Here is a 20,763-nt window from a genome sequence, read left to right as displayed (position 1 = left end):
GATAAACATAAGATAATATTTTTTATTTAAAAGTAGAATTTTTTATTGTTTATTCATTTTTACACATTTGTTTTCTAATGGTTTTATATTGACTTTCTAATGTTATAGAATATAATGAAAGCATAGTAGATAGGTAATTTTTAAAAATTTAGTGCAGAAAAGATTGCATATAAGGCTATTTATCAATGAATAAGTTATGGGAGAAAAAGAGTAAATATTTGATAAGTAGTAATATTTTTTGTAGTTAGTATAGTTATTTATTGTGTGTGCTGAATGATAGAAAGAGGTGTTGTCAAATGATGTGACAAAATATATTGTTTGGTAAATGATGACATTACATCAATAAAAATCGTAATGAATTTGATGGCTTTATGTGTTGGAGATTTATTTTGAAAAATAAGCAGTTATACCATGTCAATATTGTAGTATTTGATTAAGATAGATATTGTATAAAGTAGATGATGTGGTGAAAGCAAAACAATTTTTAAATATGTATGGCTTGCCTTTTGAAGAAAATTCATACAAAATAATTGTAAAAGGAGAGTTAGCTGACTATATTTCATGTTTTCAAAAGCATTTTATTGCTATTCATAAATGTTATGTGTTGCATCAATCATTAGAGGCAGAGTTTGAAAAAGTATATATGACATAGAAAACAGCACTTTCCATAAAAACAGTTAAAGAATGTATGGAGGAAAAGATATGATTCAATCATTTTGGAATAAGCACGCACAGGGGTATAGTCAACTCATTCGGTCAGATTTACAAAGTAATAAGGTAGAGAAGTGGCAACGCTTTATTTTTGATGAAATAGATAATACTGTTTCTTTAAATATTTTGGACATTGGAACAGGACCTGGATTTTTTCCTGCTATTTTAACTAGTGATACGAGAAAAGTAACAGGAATTGATTTGTCAGACGAAATGATAAAAGTAGCCAAGGAAAATTTAAAAAAACTAGGTATTGATGCTACTATTATCAAACAAGATTGCCAAGAAACTGATTTTCAAGAGGCTAGTTTTGATGTGTTAATTTGTCGAAATTTAGTATGGACAGTACCAAATCCTGAAAAGGCTTACCGTGAATGGTATCGTTTGTTAAAACCAAATGGACAATTATTGATTTTTGATGGGTCTTGGTATAGTCATCATTTTCATGAAGATGCCAAAAAACGCTTTGACGAAAAGGCAAAAGAGTTACAAGAAAAGTATAATCTTATTGCACACAATTATGGTGATAAGACAACAGACCCAGAGGATTTTGATATGATGAATGCCTTGTATTTAAGTGATAAAAGAAGACCAGAGTGGGATAAAACATGTTTGGAAAACACAGGTTTTACTGTCACAAAAATTGAAGAGAATTATTTAGATAGAATACTTGATGAACAAGAAAAACAGTGTCGTACCGATATTGCGCCAGTATTTTTCATTAAGGCTATAAAAAAATAAGCTAGTATATGTATTTCTAATAAGGGAGTAGAAAGAAAAAAAGGAGGGTAGTATTTGAAATAATATGGCTAAATAATATATCAAGAGGGTATGAATATGATAAAAAAATTTTATTTCTTTGTATGCATTTGTTTAGGGCTAGTTATTTTTCAGTCCTGTGCCAATAAACCAGTTGATCAAACAGTGACATTAGATACTTTTTCAAATGGACAATTTGATAGTGCATCCAAAGAGACATTTATTAGAAAAATTTTCTTTGAATCGAATCGGATGATTGTAAGTATTGATTTTCAAAAAACAGAAAATTTAGATAAGATGACTAAATATTTGGGTTCAAAATATGGTTTGCTGTTTTTAGGAAAAGAAGGAGCTGAAATTCCAGATTTTTATCAAAAAGAATTAACAGATAAAACCTTTTTAAAAGAAAATGTATGTATAAGAGGATACGAACAAGGGGTTCCAGGATACAATTCAATGTATGGAAAAACATATATTGTCTTTTACAATCCAACAATAGAAGTACCCAATAACACAAGAACATCATGGCGTGTTCGCATGGAATGGGATAGGGACAAAGATAAAAACAAGCATAAGCATTATGAACCATCCGAAGATATCTTCTTGTTTACTGTTGATAAAGATGCAGGAATAAAAGATGACACGGGAATGACATATCGGAAAGTAAAATAAGATATGTGTATTTCTATATATTGACTCTTCGTCAAATACATATTGGTGGTGAATGGCAATGCCATTCACTACCTTTTTTATCTTCTTTTTCTGTCAATTAGAAAAGGCTGTATGGTGAAATAAATATGAAAGTAAAATTTAAAACAAATATTTCCTCACTATTTTTTCATTTTCTGTTGATTGGTAGTGAATAATATGTTAAAATAATAGCATATTTTTGAGGAAAGGAGTTGCCAAACATGGTAAAACAAATCGTTATACGTTTCGTAAATTGCATAGTATGTCCAACAACTCCTTTTGGTTTTTTGATATAAAATAAGTTTGTATTTTTATGAACTCTGTATCAAATATAGTTTTGGTGTGCTATGCCACGTATTACTATGTTTGATATGGAGTTTTTTTGTATGTTAAAAAAGGAGAGGATAATATGATACAAGCACTTTGGCAGTATGTCAAAAAGAAGAAATTAAGTTATATCATCATGCTTGTGACAATTTTTATTGAGTATTTTATTGTACTTGTACCGACGAATATTACACAGCATTTAATTGATAAGATGACAAATAATGTATTGACCTCGCAGGAATTATTGATACAACTCATTATTTTGTTCAGCGCTACCATAATTGCATACATTTCTTTTTATATTTGGGCAAAAATTTTATTTGGGAATCAAATCGAATTTCAAGCAAATTTAAGACAACGTATGTTTGGGAAATTGCTAAGTATGAGAGCACAGTTTTATGAAAAGTTTCGTTCTGGAGATATGTTAACTCGTTTTACAAATGATACGGAAGCTTTCTCAGAATTTATGGGATATGGCATGATGAGTGTACTCTATTCTTTAGCTGTTTTTCTTTTTATTGTGCCGGCAATGAGTTTAATTTCATGGGAAATTATGCTGGTATCTGCTACCCCATTTGTCTTTTTAGGGGCGATTTTAATTTGGTTCCAAAAGAAACAAGAAGTAGCAGTTGAAAAATCAAGAGAGGCTGTATCTAATTTAAGTGATGAAGTATTAGAGGTCGTTGAAGGTATTCGTGTGGCAAGAGCATACGGTAAAAAAGAATTAGGAACAAAACGTTTTAGACAAAAAACATCACAATTAAAACAAAAAGCAAATGGTATTATGCGTTATCAAGCTATGTACGGAAGATTAGGGATGATTTTTGTATCACTTAGTACGATGATTGTTGTCGGTATGGGTGCGTTATATATGAAAGACGGACGTTTAACACTTGGGCAAGTTGTTGCTTTACAATTATATGCTTTATATTTCATGGATCCTATTTGGATGTTAACAGACTTTATTTTCATTTATCAATCAGGAAAAGTATCTTTTGCTAAATTGATGGAATTATTAAACAGTAGTGATGACTTACAAGAAGATGGCACAACAGAACTTGACATGATACACTCCATTTCCTTTAATCAGTATTCGTTTAAATATATGTCAGCACAAGAAGAAAGTTTAAAAAATATAACAGTGACACTTCATAAAGGACAAACACTCGGTGTGGTTGGAAAAACAGGAAGTGGGAAAACAACATTTGTTAGACAATTATTATTACAATATCCAATTGGAACAGGAAAATTTTCTATCAATGAAGAACCTGTTACGCAGTTTGTGAGAAAAAGTATCGAGCGGCAAATTGGATATGTGCCACAAGAGCATGTCCTTTTTTCAAAAAGTGTCAAAGAAAATATTTTAGTAGGAAATCCAAATGCCGATATATTGGATATAGCCACAGCTATTGAAACAGCAGCTTTTACAGAAGATGCAGAGCGTATGTCTGACGGGATTGACACACTTGTTGGTGAAAAAGGTGTTTCCATTTCTGGAGGACAAAAACAACGTATTTCAATTGCTCGAGCGTTTATTAAACAACCAGAATTATTGATTTTGGATGATTCATTATCGGCAGTTGATGCAAAAACGGAAAGAAAAATTATTGAACATATTCAAGCAATAAGACAAGATAAAACGAATATTATTGTATCGCATCGTTTATCAAGTGTGATGCATGCCGATTGGATTATTGTATTGGATAATGGTGTCATTTCAGAGGAAGGAACACCACAAACATTACTAGAACAAAAAGGATGGTATTACGAACAATATCAAAGACAGCAGTTGGAGGTGGAAGAAGATGAAGACTCTCATTCGATTGATTAAACAAGTTCGTGTTACATGGAAATTATTTTCCATTGGTCTTATTTTCCTTGTTGTATCCACTCTAGGTACACAACTTGCTCCGTTATTGATAAAAAATGTACTTGACCAGTATTTAGCTGTTGGAAATTTTGATATGGCAAATATTATGTTAAACCTTGTATTGTTTATTACGATGACAGTCATAAGTAGTGCTATCGGCTATGTTGCAACGTATGTAATGATGTCATGTGCCAATACCATTGCCGAACATTTAAGAAATACCGCATACGATGTAATGCAATCTTTACCCATTTCTTATTTTGACAACAAGCCAGCAGGAAAAATTTCCAGTCGTATTGTGAATGATACTGAAACATTACGTTCGCAATTTTATGGCACACTTTTAGCACAAGTTTTAGTACAAGGTTTCCCACTATTTGTTATTTATGGTATTTTATTTTCCTTAAATTTTACACTAGGGTTTGTTTTATTGTGGCTGGTGCCGATTTTCTTCGTTTGGCAACGCATTTATAGCAAATACACAACAAAACAAATGGATCGTTTTTATGAAGCAAGAAGTGATGTCAATACTTCTGTAAACGAAGTGATGAATGGGAGTAGCATTTTACAACTATTCGACCAAGAAAAACGTGTGATGAAACAATTTCAAGACGTATCAGATGTGATGGTTGCGTCTGAAAAAAGTATATTGAATGTAGAGTCGACGATTTCGTGGAGCTTGGTTGACGTCTTTAAAAGACTTGTTATTTTGATGATTTTATCCTTTGTTGGTTATCAATGGATAGGTGGTACATTAGGAGTATCTGTTGGACTTATTTTTTCATACATTAACTATACAGAACGCTTATTTAATATTTTAGGATTACTTGTACGTCTATTTCCAGGAATGCAGCGTTCGTTTGCGACTGGTAAGCGTGTGTTTGAATTATTAGATGAAAAACCCGAAGAAGATAGTGATCTTTTATTACATGTGACAAATGGAGAAGTTGTCTTTGAAGATATTTGTTTTGGATATAAAGAAGATGTACCTGTTTTAAAACATATTTCATTACACGCTCATAAAGGAGAAACAGTGGCATTAGTTGGGCATACCGGTTCAGGAAAAAGTTCCATTATCAATTTACTATTTCGTTTTTATGACGCGCAATCAGGACGTATTTTAATAGACGGACAAAATATTAGAGAGTATAACCGTGAGAGTGTTCGTTCGGATATGGGTATAGTGCTACAAGATCCCTATTTATTTACAGGAACGATTGCAAGTAATGTTGCCATGGATAATGAAGATATAGCAGAAGATGTTATTTTAGATGCGCTAATCAAAGTTGGTGCTAAACCTATGCTTGATAAACTTGAAAAAGGTATTTATGAACCTATTGTTGAAAAAGGAAATGCTTTTTCAAGTGGGGAGCGTCAGTTGATTACATTTGCCAGAACATTGGCTTCTAATCCTAAAATTTTAATTTTAGATGAAGCAACCTCACATATTGACACAGAAACAGAAGAAATTATTCAACATGCGATGAATGTGTTAAAAAAAGGCAGAACAACGTTTATCATTGCTCATCGTTTGTCAACTATTCAAAATGCAGATCAAATTCTTGTGCTACATGAAGGTGAAATTGTGGAAAGAGGGACGCATCAAGAACTCGTTTCTCAAAATGGAAAATATGCTGAAATGTATCGCATGCAACAAAACATATAAAAACTGATGCTATTATATAATTTATTATTATTTAAGTAAAATAGTAAAAAGCTTGAAATCAACCTGTTTAACAAGTTGATTTCAAGCTTTTTTGAGTAGCATTAAATGTGTTGTTTGAAATAGATATTGACTGTTAGGTCAACTTTTTGTTTATGTTACTATATAATATGTAAGATTGCTGTTATTGTGCGGTAATAAAACATGCTTTTTATATGGATATATTGCAATTTAAGAGGACACGTATTACAATTTACAGTAGCGGTTAAAGATGAAAAATACATAATAGGAGGAACAAATATGAAAGACTATGTATTGGAAGTATGTGTCGATAGTGTGACGTCTGCAATCAATGCACAAAAAGGAGGCGCTACTCGTTTAGAATTGTGTGGACCTTTATTATTAGGAGGTATTACACCAACACAAGGTTTAGTAAAAATGGTAAAGGAACATACGAATATTCCGGTATTTGCTATGCTACGACCACGAATAGGGGATTTTTGTTATACAGATAGTGAATTTGAATGGTTACTGGATGAATTGGATTGCTTGTTGGCACAAGATGTGGACGGTATTGTTTGTGGTGTCCTTACACCGCATGGTGAATTAGATTTACAAAAAATGAAAGTTATTATTGATAAAGTACATGCTCATGACAAACATTTTACACTACATAGAGCATTTGATATGACGGTTGATGCACAGAAATCATTGAAAGATGCTATCTCACTAGGCGTGGATACTATTTTAACGGCGGGACATCAAGACAAAGCACCTTTAGGCGTAGATTGTTTAGAAGCGTTGATACAACAAGCCAATCGAAAAGTCGATATTTTAATTGGGAGTGGCGTTACAGTGGATAATGTGACATATTTACACCAAACAACAGGTGCAACAAGTTTCCATTTATCTGGAGCAACGGTACATGCGGGTGATATGTTGTATAAAAAAGAGCATATTCACATGGGGTTAAAAGAATTTAGTGAGTACGATATTCGTGAAACGGATGAAAAAATAATTAAACAGATGACGGATATATTATCTGTACTTTAGAATATAAAAAAGAAAAGCTCTTCGTCAACTAATGACGGAGAGCTTGTTATTTTGCTTTTAAACAATCCATACTTGTTTCGATAACATGTTGTATATGAGATACTGTAATATCTTCTTCAATCAAAATACCATTAGGTCTACAAGAGTCAAAGACAATGATAGACGGCACTTTAGAAATTGAAAATTTATGTGCAATTTCTAAATCTTTTTGATATAAGTATTTTGCATTTTCTGATTGTCTATCTTCTAATAACATGGATAAGTCTAAATTGGATAATTCAGCAATACCTAAAATATCTTCATCGGTTAAGTTATGACGATAAGTATCGGTTAGGACTTTTAATTGCGCTAAAAATTGGCGTGCTTTACGTTTTCCTTGGAAAGTCGCCGCTTTATAAGTTAATCCAATTAAATAATCTGTTTCATATATCTTATTACGTAATGTTAAATCTGTTGTTGGTAATTGATATTTTTTGATATACTCATCAATCGTTTTTAAATTAAAGTACGGAATAAAATGAGTATATACTTTCATATTTAATGTGTTTAAAAAGTCCAGTATTTCTGTTGCACATTGATGACAAGACGTGTCGATCGGATCAATAAATAAGTAAATATCTAAAACGTGTGCAGGTTCTTTTTTCTGATTTAAAGGCATATCTAACATATTAAAAGTTCCTTCGCATAATGTTTTGTTACAAAATTGTCATATATTTGTATCTGTATTATAACATTTATTAAATACATTTGCCAAAATTATGCTTGACGATTGACAGCACGTGCTAATTTTGACGGTAATGCCTTAAATAGAATACCGTGTTTTTCTAAAAAATCATAAAATGGTTTCGTATTTGTTTCATATTCAAACTCTAGTTCGTATGTTATACCATTTTGAAAATAACTTTTATCCAAAACCCACAACCCATCTAATGTTTCTATTTCATATCGTTCGTTTTTGAGTGTACCAATTTGAATAAGATTTGTGCTTGATATATTGTAATGACGTAGTTCTTGTACAACATGACCATTTGGGAAGGTATTTGATTGTAGATAAGCTCTTCCTAAGTCAAGAGAGAATATATCGGTTATTTCCATTTTTTCATGCTCTGCTACGGGTACTTTTAATGTAAATTCTCCATGTGTATCGTCTAAGCGAATGCGTAATCCAAGTTTATGATTGAGTAATTGATTATCGAATGTATCAAAATAATAATTTTCTTGTGAGATAAGTGGTCGCTTGTCACATTGTAGAAATGTATATAAATGATGATATTCGCTTTCTGTTAAGCCTGTTTTCAATTCTTTTTCTAGTTCTTTGCTCATAGTTTGTGTCCTTTTTAGTAATGTTGTTGTCATTCTAAAGATATTTTTCCGAATATGCAAGTAATATGGTATAATGATAGGAAATATGTCGAAATAGACAGGGGTTAACATATGAAAATCGCATTAGTAGTAAGTCGTTCAAATAAATCACAAGAAGTGAAACAAGCATTATTAACACGTCTTGAACAAGAATCAGTAGAAATTGATGAAAAACATCCAGAAATTGTTATTTCCATAGGTGGAGATGGTACGTTATTAAAAGCATTTCATCAGTATACACATTGCCTAAGTAATGTTCATTTTTTGGCAATTCATACTGGGAATTTAGGATTTTATACCGATTTTTTAGATGAAGAGCTAGAAGATGTTATGGCATGTTTAAAAGAAAAAACACATCAAACGTATCAATATCCTTTATTAAGAGTGAATATTGTACAATCTGATAAATGTATCTCGCACATGGTTTTGAACGAAGTGACGGTGAAAACATTGACGGGCACTTTGGTATGTGAAGTGAGTATTGATGATGCATTATTTGAAATTTTTAGAGGAGATGGTTTGTGTGTGTGTACTCCTACGGGATCAACAGGGTTAAACAAGTCTTTAGGAGGAGCATTATTGCATCCGAAAATGGAAGCCATGCAGTTAACAGAAATTGCTGCATTAAATAATCGGGTCTATAAAACGATAGGCTCCCCTTTAATTTTACCGAAAGGGGAAAGTGTGCGTTTAATCGTGAAAGATGCGGTTTCTCCTTTTGTCGTGATTGATAATATTGATCCAATTCATTTTGAAACCCAAGACAATGTTGAAATAACGGTATCCATTAGTGAGGAACATATTCATTTTATCAATTATAAAAATATTGATTTTTGGATGCGTACAAAAAATTCGTTTATTGGAAAGTAGGAAAGAAGACAGAAAATGTATTTTGAGTGGACATACGAAAAAGAAGTAGAAATATCCTTGAAAGCTTTTTTGAAAGCACACGATATTTCAAGACGTTTATTGGCAAAAGTAAAATTCCACGGTGGACAATTATTGGTAAACGGAAAAGAAGAAACGGTACGATATGTCTTAAAAAATGGGGATTGCATTCGTATGGTCATTCCAAAGGAAGAGGCACAGCCAAATGTGATACCTGTTTTTTTACCGATTGATATATTGTATGAAGATGAGCATGTTTTAGCTGTCAATAAACCAGCAGGTGTTGCCTCGATTCCGTCTTACTTACATCCAAAGTATTCTATGGCAAATCGAGTGAAAGGTTATTTTGTCCAAAATAATAATGAGCATCAAGTGATTCATATTGTGACACGCTTGGATAAAGATACCTCGGGTGTGATGTTATTTGCTAAACACCAGTTTGCACATGGACAATTAGATAAACAATTACGTGCTGGACAAGTTGACAAGCAATATATAGCTATAGCACAGCAATCTGATGAATTATTTGAGTATGGTGTGATTGATGCTCCTATTGGGCGTGTGCCGGATTCAATAATGACACGACAAGTCATAGCAGACGGTTCTGGAAAAGAGGCACGAACAGAATATTGGCTCTATGCGCGTGGTTATAATATGAGTGTGTATAAAATTAAATTACATACAGGACGAACACATCAAATTAGAGTACATTTTACACATAAAAAGGCAACGCTTATTGGAGATGATTTATACGGTGGACGTATGGACACGTCTTTACAAAGACAAGCTTTACACTGTGAAAAATTGGTGTTTAAGCATCCGTTTTCTGATGAAATAATTACGTGTCATGCGCCAATGCCAAAAGATATGCAAGTACTGGTAGAAAAATGTCAAATTTTTGATAGAAATGGTATAGAAAAAAACTGAAGTAGCGACATTATGTTACTTCAGTTTTATCTGTTTTAAGTGGATATTAAAGCATTTGATTTATAGAACATATTGTCAATCACATGAGTACAATAGAGTATTTACAAAAAAATGAGAAAACTTGTGAGAAAGTATAGACTTTTTAATAGAATCTTTTATACTATAAGGATAATTGGCTTGGAGGTATATGTATGCAAGAATATTTATCAGTAGGAATATTAGGGTTTGGAACAGTTGGAAGTGGTGTTTTTGACATCATTCAAAATCATCAAGAAAAAATGAGCCAAGTATTAGGGAAAAACGTACGTGTGACAAAAGTATTGGTGCGTGAGTTAGAGCCTTATCAAGAAATTATCAATAGTTGTGATACTTTTTTTACAACTGATATTAACGATTTGTTAACACCAGATATGGATATTATTGTTGAAGTGATTGGTGGAACAACGGTCGCTTATGAGTATGTGAAACGTGCTTTGCAAGCGAACAAACATATTGTGACAGCAAATAAAGATTTAATTGCACTTTATGGAACAGAACTGTTTGACCTTGCTAAAACACAAGGTGTTGATTTTTATTATGAAGCAAGTGTTGGTGGTGGTATTCCTATTTTACGTGCGTTAACTATAAGTATGGCATCAGATGAGGTGACAGAAATTGTTGGTATTTTGAATGGTACAACGAACTATATGCTGACACAAATGGTTCAAAACGGTTTAAGTTATGACGAAGCACTTAAACAAGCACAAGCACTTGGGTTTGCCGAGGCAGACCCAACAAGTGATGTGGATGGCTTAGATGCAGCACGTAAAGTTGTCATCTTAACGCGTTTAGGATTTGGAATGGCTATTCAATTAAACGATATGGATATAAGTGGTATTCGTCATTTAAATAAACACGATATGGCATTTGCGGATAATCAAGGTTATGTGATCAAATTATTGGGAATGACGAAGTGTGAGAATGGACAAGTGTACGCACAAGTAGGTGCGAGTTTTGTGAAAAAAGAGCATCCATTATCGACTGTTCACCAAGAAAATAATGCGGTTTATGTTACAGGAAAAGCACTGGGTGAAACGATGTTTTACGGAGCAGGTGCGGGTAAATTACCAACGGCTAATTCAGTTGTGAGTGATATTATGGCGATTGGTGTGAATATACTTTCTGGAAAAACAGGTAGACCATTTTCAACGTATCAACAACCGACAGCCTTTTTATCGCCCGATAAAGTGTTCTTTGACTATTATTATCGTATTTATTTACAACAAGGTTTTGATGACAGTGCAATGATTGAGCAAGTTTTTGCAAAGCATGGTGTAAATGTTTCTAAAGTAGAAATTCTAAAAGAAGAAAATCATGTCACAATGTTTGTCATGACCGAATTAGAAAAGGTTGCAACACATAAAGTTGTGATAGACGCATTACAAAAAGAACAATCTGTTGTTGATGTTGTGTCTTTAACTATTTTTTAAAGGAGGAGAATAGATGATAACCATTAAAGTGCCAGCAACATCGGCAAATATGGGAGTGGGATTTGATTCGATAGGTATAGCTGTTCAGTTATATTTAGAATTAGATGTTTTGGAAGAAACAAATGAATGGATAATCGAGCATGATATTCCTTATTTACCAAATAATGACCGTAATTTAATCATTCAAATTGCTAAGAGAACATGTCATAAATTAAAACCACATCGTTTACGCATGAGAACGAATATACCAACAACCAGAGGTCTAGGAAGTTCATCATCTGCCATTATTGCAGGAATAGAATTAGCAAACTATTTAGGTAATCTAAATTTATCAATAGATGATAAAATACAACTAGCAACAAAGTATGAGGGACATCCAGATAATGTTGCTCCTGCTTTGATTGGGAACTTGGTTATTAGTGCTGCCATGAACAAACGTGTCTTTTGGTCAAAAGTTTATGTTAATCATGTTGTGGGCGTGGCTTGTATTCCTGCAAAACCATTGTCAACAAAAGAGAGTAGAGGCGTTTTACCGGATATGCTCTCTTTAAAAGAAGCCGCAAAAGGTAGTGCAATTAGTAATGTTTTTGTATCTCAAATCGCGAGAGGTTATTTGAAATATATTCGTCATATTATTGAAAGTGACGTCTTTCATGAACCGTATCGTAAACATTTAGTACCAGAATTGGTTCAAATTCGTGAATTATTAAAAAAAGAATATACATACGGTACATATTTAAGTGGGGCGGGACCGACGGTCATGACTTTAGTACCCCCTCAACAAGTAAAAAAAATTACCCATTTATTAACAGAAGCCTTTCCAGAGCATGATATTGTTCCTTTGGAAATTGACCGAACAGGTGTACAAATTATTTATCACAACTAATCTCTCTTCGTCAACTCGTGTTGGGCAATCACGAGTTGACGAAGAGCTTTTTGTTTACTTTCTCAAACAAATCATTTTATACAAATGAGAAAAATATAGTATAATAAATAAAAGCGTTTTAAAGGATGAGAGTAACATGAAAAGTATTATTGATTTATTTTTAAATGAGTATCCATTTTTTATGGATTTACTGAAACAACATATTATTGTATCGTTTATATCCATTATACTTGCCATTATTTTCGGTATAGGTATCGGTATTTATATGACAAAAAAACCTAAATTAGCAACAATCTTATTAAGTATAGTGAATGTGTTATATACCATTCCTGCGATTGCTTTATTAGGTTTTTTAATTGGAATTACAGGTGTTGGTAATACAACAGCAGTTGTTGCCTTGACATTGTATGCTTTATTACCTGTCGTCAAAAGTACTTATGTTGGATTGATGTCTGTGGATAGTTTAATTATCGAAGCTGCCGAAGGTATGGGGAGTACGCCCAATCAAATTTTGTATAAAATCATGTTTCCTCTGTCTTTACCAATTTTGATGTCGGGTATTCGAAATATGGTAACTATGACGATTGCTTTAGCAGGGATAGCTTCTTTTGTTGGTGCAGGTGGATTAGGTGTTGCTATTTATCGCGGTATTACAACGAATAATTTGAATATGACAGTTGTTGGTAGTTTACTTATTGCTATATTAGCGTTAGTTGCAGATTTCTTATTGGCAAATATTGAAAAAAGAATCCAAGTACATCATGGATTATCCAAGCATATTAAAAAATGGGTGATGTTGATTGCTGTTTTATTTACAGTCATCATAGGTGCTTTTTATTTAGTTCCTATGGAAAAACCCATTCATATTGCGACTAAGCCAACGACTGAGGGTTATGTTTTAGGAGAAATGTTAAAGCAACTCATAGAGGAAAAAACAGATTTAAACGTAAAAATAACACACGGTGTAGGTGGAGGAACAGCGAATATTCATCCGGCAGTTTTAAAAGGTGAATTTGATATGTATCCAGAATACACAGGAACTGCATGGCAAGTAGTGTTAAAACATACGGAACCTTATTATGAAGGAAAATTTGATGTATTAATGAAAGATTATCACGACATGTTCCATCTTGCGTGGGGGAATAATTTTGGCTTTAATGACACATATGGCATTGCTGTGAGAAAAGAAATAGCCGATCAATATCAATTAAAAACATATAGTGATTTAGTTGCTATTGCCAATCAACTTACTTTTGGTGCAGAATATGATTTTTATGAAAGAGAAGATGGTTATAAAGCATTGCAGAAAGTATATGATTTGTCTTTTAAAAAAACGGTGGATATGGATAATGGATTAAAATATCAAGCTATTCATGATGGTAAGATAGATGTCATGACTATTTTTACAACAGATGGGCAGTTATCTTCTGCAAATATTGTTGTATTGGAAGATGATAAAAAATTATATCCATCTTATGTCGCCGGTACAGTTGTTCGAGAGGACGTTTTAATGCAACATCCAGAATTAAGAAAAGTATTAGCATTGCTAAATCATACTTTAGATGATAAAACGATGTCTGAACTGAATGATAAGGTAGAAAGTAAAGGCGAGAAACCGAGTGATGTTGCAAAAAACTATTTAAAAACATTGGGATTGATTGGAGAATAATATGATTGAGTTTAGACAAGTATGTAAAAAATATGAAAATACAATCATTATTGAGAATTTAGATTTAACGATTCCAACAGGTGAATTTTTAACAGTCATTGGATCATCTGGTTCAGGAAAAACGACTCTTATGAAAATGATCAATGGTTTAGTGAGTATTGATAGCGGAGATGTGTTAATTGACGGAAAAAGTATTGCAGATGAAGATTTAATTGAATTAAGACGGCGTATTGGATATGCTATTCAAGGAAATATTTTATTTCCGCATTTAACCGTTTTTGAAAATATTGCTTATGTGTTGCGATTAAAACAATATCCTCAAGAAGATATTGAAAGAATTGTCTATGAAAAATTAGATATGATTGGATTATCTCATGAGATTGCAACGATGTTTCCCAATGCATTGTCTGGAGGGCAACAGCAACGTGTAGGGATTGCTCGAGCATTAGCATCTAATCCAGATATTTTGTTAATGGATGAACCTTTTGGTGCAGTGGATGCTATTACAAGATACCAAGTGCAAAATGAGTTAAAACAACTTCATAGACAACTAAAAAATACGATTGTCTTTATCACACATGATATAGCAGAAGCGTTGAAATTAGGGACACGAGTCATGGTATTAGACGAAGGAAAAATTCAACAAATTGGAACACCTGATGAGATTCGTTTGCATCCAAAAAACGAATTTGTTGAACGTTTAATTGTATTATCTGGTGTATAGATGTGTAAATTTTATTAAAAAAATATAAAACTTTCGTGTGATGTTCGATTATATATTGACGAAATGATATTTGCAAGGTATACTGAAAACAGTTTCATACAGATTGGCAAAGAAGCCGTTTAGTCGCAATGGTGCGCAACCAGAACAACTAACGGTCTTTCTTTGCCCTTTTTTATGGAGCAAAAATTTTTTGGAGGTAAAAACATGAAAAAACGTGTTATTTTTATGTGTGGAGCAACATTGCTATTAGCTGCATGTCAAGCACCACAAACAACAAAAATGGAGCAAACAACAACGCAACAAGCTCAAAGTGTTAAAACACTCGAAAAAGGTGTATGGGAAGATAAATTATATGCTCGCTTGTCAAAATTAGTTGCTGATAATGGTAAAACAAATGCAAACTATAAAGCAGATGCAAAACCTTATGCTGTATTTGATTGGGATAACACAACAATTATTAACGATATTGGTGAAGCAACATTCACTTATCAAATCATGAATTTAGAATTCAAAATGACACCAGAAAAATTTGGTGAAGCCATTCGTAAAAACTTACCAAGTGATGATTTTAAAGAAGATTGGAATAATAAAGACGGTGGCCGTGTAAATATTGATAAAATTGCAAAAGATTTAGAATCAGACTATACATTCTTATACAATAATTATAGTGGTATGAAAGGGACAAAATCATTAGATGAATTAAAATCAACTGATGAATATAAAGACTTTAGTGCTAAATTACGTTATTTATATGAAGCTGTTGGCTCAACATTTAGTTCAGACATTAGCTATCCATGGGTAACATATTTATATGCAGGCATGACATCTGAAGAAGTACAAGCATTAACTGAAAAATCTATTGACTATGCTTTAAAAGATGAATTAAAAGAAGAAACATGGGAAAGTCCAGCAACATTAAAAGGTGAAGCAGGACAAGTTAGTGTATCTTTCAAAACAGGTGTACGTTCTGTTAAAGAAATGCAAGACTTATACGCAACTTTAATGGAAAATGGTATTGACGTATATATTTGTTCAGCATCTTATATTGATGTTATTATTCCTTACGCAACAAATAGTAAATATGGATATAATATTCCTAAAGAAAACATCTATGCTATGATGTTATCTAAAGATAGCAATGGTGTTATTCAAGCTGAATTAAATCCAGAATATGCACAAACACAAGGTGCAGGTAAAACAGAAACGATTAAAAAATATATGGCAGCAACTCACAAAGATAAAGAACCTATCTTGATTGCAGGTGACAGCAATGGTGACTATGCAATGTTAACTGACTTTAAAGATTTACAAGTAGGTATTATCTTTAACCGTATCAGACCAACTGAAAAAGGTATCGGTAAATTGTCTAAAGAAGCGGCAGACACATACGATAAAGATGATGCAAGATACTTCTTACAAGGCCGTGACGAAAATAAAGGTATATTGTTACACGGACGTGAAACAATTTTATTAGGTAAAACAGAAGCAGAATTATTGAAAAAATAAATTTGGATATTCGCAAAATCTTGTGTATAATGGAAACGAGGTGACGTATGAAAAAAATTATGTTTGTTGGATCAGTTGGTGTTGGAAAAACAACATTAACACAAAGATTAAAAGGATTAGATATTAGTTATTATAAAACGCAAGCCATTCAGTTTTATGATGCTATTATTGACACACCAGGAGAATTTTTACAACATAGACAATATTATAATGCGTTGACAGTAACTGCTGCGGAAGCAGATGTGATAGGTTTATTGATTTCATCTGCGGAAACGATGCAGACATTTCCACAAGGTTTTGCATCCCTTTTTACAAAACCTGTTATAGGTGTTGTCACAAAAATTGATATGGCAAATGATCCATCTTTAATTGAGCGAGCAAGACTACAATTAAAATTAGCAGGAGCAATTAAAATTTTTGAAATTTCTTCTGTTGAAAATATTGGTATTGATGATTTGCGTGAATATTTAATGGACGATGACAAATAAATAAAGACATGAAAGGATTGATAGGCATGAAAATAGAGCATGGAGGAAATGTAGATGCTTTAGCAATGCAACTTGGTTATAACCGAGAGGATTGTATTGATTTCAGTGCAAATATCAATCCTTTTGGTGTGTCTAAAGCATTAAGACAAGCCATTATAGAGAGTATAGATGCTTTAGTACATTACCCAGACATCCATTATCGAGCAGCAAAAAATGCGATTGCTACTTATCATCAGCTCCCTGCAGAAACCGTATTATTATCAAATGGAGCCGTTGAAATTTTTTATGAATTGGCACGCTTTTTTAAACCAAAACAAGTGCTTACATTAAGCCCTACTTTCATGGAATATGAAAAAGCATTTTCTCAAGTTGGTGCTAAAATTAAACTTTGTCCACTTGATTCTTCTTATCAATGGACATTTGATAGTATAATGCCGTATTTATCAATGTTAACAAGTGGTGATGTGGTATTGATTTGTAATCCGAATAATCCAACAGGCACATTAGTGACAAGTGAGGAACTTAAAAAAGTTGCAAATTATTTAAGTGATAAAAACATTTATTTAGTGATTGATGAAGCATTTGTTGATTTTTTAATGGATGAAGTACAATATACATTTGTACCATTTTTAAAAGAGTATCCACATGTGATTGTCGTAAAATCTTTAACAAAGTTTTATGCTATTCCGGGATTACGTCTAGGATATGCTCTTACTTTTTTAACATCGTGTTTAACAGATATTGATAATAAAAGAGCACCTTGGAGTATTAACACATTAGCAGATAGAGCAGTGCCAGTTATTTTAAAAGATATAAATTATCAAAAACAAACGAAGCAGTGGTTACATCAAGAAAAAGAGTTCTTATATAATGCTCTTGTTAGTTTTCATCAGCTTGATGTTGTCAAACCAACAGTGAATTATATTTTCTTTACATACTTGGGCGAACTTGATTTAAGGAAAGCCTTATGGGAGAAGAAAGTCTTTATTCGCTCGTGTCAAAACTATCATGGATTGACAACACAGCATTATCGTGTTGCAGTGCGTACACGAAAGGAAAATGAGCAGTTGATTAAAGCAATACAAGAGATTTTTGATAATGAGGTGATACATGAAAAGTGTTAGTGTGTCTTGTGCTGGGTCTTGCGGGGAACTTTTTCAAGGTGTGTATGATGATGAAGAATACTTATTGTCCTACAATATTGATAAAAAAAGTATTGTTACAGTTTCATCTAGTACAACCACTTCTATAATTTTGCCTAAAATTCAAGAAATAAAAGATTTGGTATATCCTAAGGACATGTTTCATATAACGAGAAAGACGTCGCTTCCCGTTGGAAAAGGCTGTTCAAGTAGTACAGCAGATATGATTAGCGCTTTATATGGTATGTCTTTGTTGAAACAGGAAAAATTATCTATGGAAACATTGTCGTCTTTATGCTCGAAAGTAGAACCGACTGATTCGGTAGCGTTTAAACATTGGACAGTGATTAATCCTTTAACAGCAAAGCCTTTGTTTGAAACGCATTGGAAACCTGAGTTGTATGTATACATGTTAGAACCAATTGAAACGGTCAATACGGTGGGATTGATTCGTATGAGCCAATCGAATGTATATGATAAACAGCACTCGAAAGAATTATTTACATTGTTTCAAAAAGCGTGTCAAGAAAAATCGTTAAGTTTACTGTCACATGTTGCATTAGAGAGTGCTTTATTGAATGATAGACGTTTACCAAAACCTTATTTAAAGGACATCATTGCTTTTGTCAAAAATTATCAATTATTGGGTATTAACATCGCGCATAGTGGCACTGTTGTGGGTATTTTATTAACAAAGGAACAAGTTGCTTTTTTAGAGCAAATAGAAGAAGCTCTATCTAAACAATTATTTGCAAAGTATTATCAAAAAAGAACATTGTGCACCATTATTTATGAAGGTGTCAAGCAGTTGTGAGGTTTGTATGGAAGAATTGGTACGATTAGAGAATATTATCCAAAAAATAAAGCCCGTTAATCAAGTACTTCTTTGTGAAGGACAGCAATACTGTGATCGTTTAGCGAAACCGTTAGGTGCTCTTGGGAAAATGGAGACTATTTATGCTCGTTTGTATAGTATGTTTGACAAACATATTTCTTTAGAGAAAAAAGTAGTTGTCGTATATATAGCTGACAATGGCATTGTTGAAGAAGGTATATCAGCTAATCCTCAAGAAACGACTTATATTGTTGCGGAAAATATGTTAGAAAAGAAAACAGGACTATGTGCCATTTCGCAGCATGTAGGAAGTGATGTTTGTGTTGTTGATATTGGTTGTAAAAAAGATGTTGGTTATCATGTAGATGCTAAAGTAATGTACGGTACTAAAAATATGGCAAAAGAGCCAGCAATGTCCAAAAAAATGTGCATTCAAGCCATTTTAAATGGATACGATAAGACAGTTTCTTTGATAAATCAAGGTTATACATTATTTGGTACAGGCGAAATGGGTGTCGGTAATACAACGACTTCTGCAGCAGTGATTAGTGCTTTGCTTGATAAACCAGCACATGAAGTGACCGGATATGGAGCAGGCTTAACGAAAACATCAATGCAACATAAAATCAATATTATTGAGCAATGTATTCAAAAACATGCACCCTATGAAGATGTATTGGATATTGTATCTAAAATTGGTGGCTTAGACATGTTAGGAATGGTTGGAACATATTTGGCTTGTGCGATGTATGAAAAACCGTGTGTGATTGACGGTGTGATTTCCATTACAGGATTACTGATTGCTTCTAAGATTGCACCACATGTATTAGATTACTGTTTTGCTTCTCACTGTTCAACAGAACCGGGATATAAAATTGTTGCAGATACTTTAAAACTTGAGCCTATGTTGTTAATGGATATGCGTTTAGGAGAGGGCTCTGGTTGTCCTTTAGCCTTTTTCTTAATGGAGAATGCTGTTCACACAATCACAAATATGCCAACGTTTGAGCAAGGAAAATTAAGTCGAGATGATTATGTAGATACACGGGATTATAAATAAAAAAATATGATTAGAAACGTTTACAAAATAGGTTGTTTAGGTGTAAACTATAGTAAAAGAAGTGAAAGGAGAAAATCATGCAGCTATATACAAAAACAGGAGATAAAGGGCTAACAAAGCTTGTTGGTGGACAAAGTGCAGCCAAAGATTCGGATCGCGTATGTGCATACGGTACGATTGATGAATTAAATTCTTGGATAGGATACACAATAAGTCAAATGGAAAATGGAGATCCTTTAATTGATGAATTACGTCAATTACAGCATTATTTATTTGATTGTGGTTCAGATTTATCTACACCACACGGTGTTTATCCTTACAAAGTGGATAAAAAATTAGTTGATTGGATTGAAGAACGTATTGATACATACGCTGATATTCCACCTGCACTAGAAACATTTATTTTACAAGGCGGAGATCCTATTGCTTCAATGATTCATGTTGCAAGAACAATTGCAAGACGTGCGGAACGTCATATTGTTGCAACAATGTGGACAAATGAAATAAATAATGAAGTAATGGTATTTGTAAACCGTTTATCAGATTATTTCTTTGCATTGGCACGTGTTATTAACTTTAGAAAAGGTGTTGCAGACGTTGCTTATGAGCGTAGTGCAAAAGTATTCCACAATAACATTACAAAAGCCGATGTTGAACGTTGGGCAAAACAAAGAGAAGGCAAATAATAACAAAAGACACTCAATATTGGGTGTTTTTTTGTCGTTTGTGATAAA

The 20,763-nt window shown here is 32.9% G+C and carries 20 protein-coding genes; 18 read left to right on the top strand and 2 right to left on the bottom strand.

The annotated features are described in order from the left end of the window. Nucleotides 1–445 precede the first annotated feature (445 nt). From GMA11_RS00675 to GMA11_RS00650, 6 genes are all read left to right on the top strand, one after another. On the top strand, nucleotides 446–652 hold the full coding sequence (locus GMA11_RS00675; protein ID WP_163545278.1) for a hypothetical protein: 207 nt from the start codon (nucleotides 446–448) through the stop codon (nucleotides 650–652). A gap of 50 nt (nucleotides 653–702) precedes the next feature. Further along, nucleotides 703–1,452: a class I SAM-dependent methyltransferase gene (locus GMA11_RS00670; RefSeq protein WP_163545277.1), complete on the top strand. Its 750-nt coding sequence runs from the start codon at nucleotides 703–705 to the stop codon at nucleotides 1,450–1,452. A 96-nt stretch (nucleotides 1,453–1,548) separates the two neighbouring features. Next, nucleotides 1,549–2,142, top strand: coding sequence for a hypothetical protein (locus GMA11_RS00665; protein WP_163545276.1), 594 nt, complete (start codon nucleotides 1,549–1,551; stop codon nucleotides 2,140–2,142). A gap of 427 nt (nucleotides 2,143–2,569) precedes the next feature. Beyond that, nucleotides 2,570–4,318 carry an ABC transporter ATP-binding protein gene (locus GMA11_RS00660; protein WP_163545275.1) on the top strand — a complete coding sequence of 583 codons (1,749 nt, stop codon included), beginning with the start codon at nucleotides 2,570–2,572 and terminating at the stop codon, nucleotides 4,316–4,318. Further along, a complete protein-coding gene (locus GMA11_RS00655) occupies nucleotides 4,293–6,023 on the top strand; it encodes an ABC transporter ATP-binding protein (protein WP_163545274.1) in 1,731 nt (576 codons plus the stop codon). The genes GMA11_RS00660 and GMA11_RS00655 overlap by 26 nt, the downstream gene beginning before the upstream one ends. Nucleotides 6,024–6,320: 297 nt before the next feature. Continuing rightward, nucleotides 6,321–7,073: a copper homeostasis protein CutC gene (locus GMA11_RS00650; protein WP_163545273.1), complete on the top strand. Its 753-nt coding sequence runs from the start codon at nucleotides 6,321–6,323 to the stop codon at nucleotides 7,071–7,073. 46 nt (nucleotides 7,074–7,119) lie between these two features. Here the strand turns inward: GMA11_RS00650 and GMA11_RS00645 are convergent, their stop codons facing one another. Together GMA11_RS00645 and GMA11_RS00640 are read right to left on the bottom strand one after the other, a co-directional pair. Beyond that, the gene (locus GMA11_RS00645; protein WP_163545272.1) at nucleotides 7,120–7,740 is read right to left on the bottom strand and encodes a DsbA family protein; all 621 of its coding nucleotides are present in this window, start codon (nucleotides 7,738–7,740) and stop codon (nucleotides 7,120–7,122) included. 89 nt (nucleotides 7,741–7,829) lie between these two features. Beyond that, entirely contained in the window at nucleotides 7,830–8,396 is a 567-nt protein-coding gene (locus GMA11_RS00640) for a CYTH domain-containing protein (RefSeq protein WP_163545271.1), read from the bottom strand. 111 nt (nucleotides 8,397–8,507) lie between these two features. Between GMA11_RS00640 and GMA11_RS00635 the strand changes: the two genes are divergently transcribed. From GMA11_RS00635 to GMA11_RS00580, 12 genes are all read left to right on the top strand, one after another. Then, the gene (locus tag GMA11_RS00635; protein ID WP_163545270.1) at nucleotides 8,508–9,305 is read left to right on the top strand and encodes an NAD kinase; all 798 of its coding nucleotides are present in this window, start codon (nucleotides 8,508–8,510) and stop codon (nucleotides 9,303–9,305) included. 15 nt (nucleotides 9,306–9,320) lie between these two features. Continuing rightward, entirely contained in the window at nucleotides 9,321–10,250 is a 930-nt protein-coding gene (locus GMA11_RS00630) for an RluA family pseudouridine synthase (RefSeq protein ID WP_163545269.1), read from the top strand. A gap of 191 nt (nucleotides 10,251–10,441) precedes the next feature. After that, nucleotides 10,442–11,719, top strand: a complete 1,278-nt coding sequence (locus GMA11_RS00625) for a homoserine dehydrogenase (protein ID WP_163545268.1) — start codon at nucleotides 10,442–10,444, stop codon at nucleotides 11,717–11,719. A gap of 13 nt (nucleotides 11,720–11,732) precedes the next feature. After that, entirely contained in the window at nucleotides 11,733–12,605 is an 873-nt protein-coding gene (thrB, locus tag GMA11_RS00620) for a homoserine kinase (RefSeq protein WP_205422836.1), read from the top strand. 136 nt (nucleotides 12,606–12,741) lie between these two features. Then, the gene (locus GMA11_RS00615) at nucleotides 12,742–14,274 is read left to right on the top strand and encodes a glycine betaine ABC transporter substrate-binding protein (RefSeq protein WP_163545267.1); all 1,533 of its coding nucleotides are present in this window, start codon (nucleotides 12,742–12,744) and stop codon (nucleotides 14,272–14,274) included. Between the two features lies 1 nt (nucleotide 14,275). Continuing rightward, nucleotides 14,276–14,998, top strand: a complete 723-nt coding sequence (locus GMA11_RS00610) for an ABC transporter ATP-binding protein (protein WP_163545266.1) — start codon at nucleotides 14,276–14,278, stop codon at nucleotides 14,996–14,998. Between the two features lie 204 nt (nucleotides 14,999–15,202). Then, nucleotides 15,203–16,504, top strand: a complete 1,302-nt coding sequence (locus GMA11_RS00605) for a haloacid dehalogenase-like hydrolase (protein WP_163545265.1) — start codon at nucleotides 15,203–15,205, stop codon at nucleotides 16,502–16,504. A 47-nt stretch (nucleotides 16,505–16,551) separates the two neighbouring features. Continuing rightward, on the top strand, nucleotides 16,552–16,992 hold the full coding sequence (locus tag GMA11_RS00600; protein WP_163545264.1) for a EutP/PduV family microcompartment system protein: 441 nt from the start codon (nucleotides 16,552–16,554) through the stop codon (nucleotides 16,990–16,992). A 26-nt stretch (nucleotides 16,993–17,018) separates the two neighbouring features. Next, on the top strand, nucleotides 17,019–18,116 hold the full coding sequence (cobD, locus tag GMA11_RS00595) for a threonine-phosphate decarboxylase CobD (RefSeq protein WP_163545263.1): 1,098 nt from the start codon (nucleotides 17,019–17,021) through the stop codon (nucleotides 18,114–18,116). After that, nucleotides 18,103–18,948, top strand: coding sequence for a kinase (locus GMA11_RS00590; RefSeq protein ID WP_163545262.1), 846 nt, complete (start codon nucleotides 18,103–18,105; stop codon nucleotides 18,946–18,948). The genes cobD and GMA11_RS00590 overlap by 14 nt, the downstream gene beginning before the upstream one ends. A gap of 16 nt (nucleotides 18,949–18,964) precedes the next feature. After that, nucleotides 18,965–20,029 carry a nicotinate-nucleotide--dimethylbenzimidazole phosphoribosyltransferase gene (gene cobT / locus GMA11_RS00585; protein WP_163545286.1) on the top strand — a complete coding sequence of 355 codons (1,065 nt, stop codon included), beginning with the start codon at nucleotides 18,965–18,967 and terminating at the stop codon, nucleotides 20,027–20,029. Between the two features lie 77 nt (nucleotides 20,030–20,106). Then, complete coding sequence (locus GMA11_RS00580; protein ID WP_163545261.1) at nucleotides 20,107–20,715, top strand: cob(I)yrinic acid a,c-diamide adenosyltransferase; 609 nt, start codon at nucleotides 20,107–20,109, stop codon at nucleotides 20,713–20,715. Nucleotides 20,716–20,763: the final 48 nt, after the last annotated feature.

The sequence above is a fragment of the Granulicatella sp. zg-ZJ genome, from assembly GCF_010892355.1.
Taxonomy (GTDB): Bacteria; Bacillota; Bacilli; order Lactobacillales; family Aerococcaceae; genus WM01.
This window is presented reverse-complemented; position numbering and strand designations above follow the sequence as displayed.

What these genes read in the sequence shown, in the direction of transcription:
- GMA11_RS00670 (WP_163545277.1), top strand. Translation starts at nt 703, where the DNA reads ATGATTCAATCATTTTGGAATAAGCACGCACAGGGGTATAGTCAACTC.
- GMA11_RS00665 (WP_163545276.1), top strand. Translation starts at nt 1,549, where the DNA reads ATGATAAAAAAATTTTATTTCTTTGTATGCATTTGTTTAGGGCTAGTT.
- GMA11_RS00660 (WP_163545275.1), top strand. Translation starts at nt 2,570, where the DNA reads ATGATACAAGCACTTTGGCAGTATGTCAAAAAGAAGAAATTAAGTTAT.
- GMA11_RS00655 (WP_163545274.1), top strand. Translation starts at nt 4,293, where the DNA reads ATGAAGACTCTCATTCGATTGATTAAACAAGTTCGTGTTACATGGAAA.
- GMA11_RS00650 (WP_163545273.1), top strand. Translation starts at nt 6,321, where the DNA reads ATGAAAGACTATGTATTGGAAGTATGTGTCGATAGTGTGACGTCTGCA.
- GMA11_RS00645 (WP_163545272.1), bottom strand. Translation starts at nt 7,740, where the DNA reads ATGTTAGATATGCCTTTAAATCAGAAAAAAGAACCTGCACACGTTTTA.
- GMA11_RS00640 (WP_163545271.1), bottom strand. Translation starts at nt 8,396, where the DNA reads ATGAGCAAAGAACTAGAAAAAGAATTGAAAACAGGCTTAACAGAAAGC.
- GMA11_RS00635 (WP_163545270.1), top strand. Translation starts at nt 8,508, where the DNA reads ATGAAAATCGCATTAGTAGTAAGTCGTTCAAATAAATCACAAGAAGTG.
- GMA11_RS00630 (WP_163545269.1), top strand. Translation starts at nt 9,321, where the DNA reads ATGTATTTTGAGTGGACATACGAAAAAGAAGTAGAAATATCCTTGAAA.
- GMA11_RS00625 (WP_163545268.1), top strand. Translation starts at nt 10,442, where the DNA reads ATGCAAGAATATTTATCAGTAGGAATATTAGGGTTTGGAACAGTTGGA.
- thrB (WP_205422836.1), top strand. Translation starts at nt 11,733, where the DNA reads ATGATAACCATTAAAGTGCCAGCAACATCGGCAAATATGGGAGTGGGA.
- GMA11_RS00615 (WP_163545267.1), top strand. Translation starts at nt 12,742, where the DNA reads ATGAAAAGTATTATTGATTTATTTTTAAATGAGTATCCATTTTTTATG.
- GMA11_RS00610 (WP_163545266.1), top strand. Translation starts at nt 14,276, where the DNA reads ATGATTGAGTTTAGACAAGTATGTAAAAAATATGAAAATACAATCATT.
- GMA11_RS00605 (WP_163545265.1), top strand. Translation starts at nt 15,203, where the DNA reads ATGAAAAAACGTGTTATTTTTATGTGTGGAGCAACATTGCTATTAGCT.
- GMA11_RS00600 (WP_163545264.1), top strand. Translation starts at nt 16,552, where the DNA reads ATGAAAAAAATTATGTTTGTTGGATCAGTTGGTGTTGGAAAAACAACA.
- cobD (WP_163545263.1), top strand. Translation starts at nt 17,019, where the DNA reads ATGAAAATAGAGCATGGAGGAAATGTAGATGCTTTAGCAATGCAACTT.
- GMA11_RS00590 (WP_163545262.1), top strand. Translation starts at nt 18,103, where the DNA reads ATGAAAAGTGTTAGTGTGTCTTGTGCTGGGTCTTGCGGGGAACTTTTT.
- GMA11_RS00580 (WP_163545261.1), top strand. Translation starts at nt 20,107, where the DNA reads ATGCAGCTATATACAAAAACAGGAGATAAAGGGCTAACAAAGCTTGTT.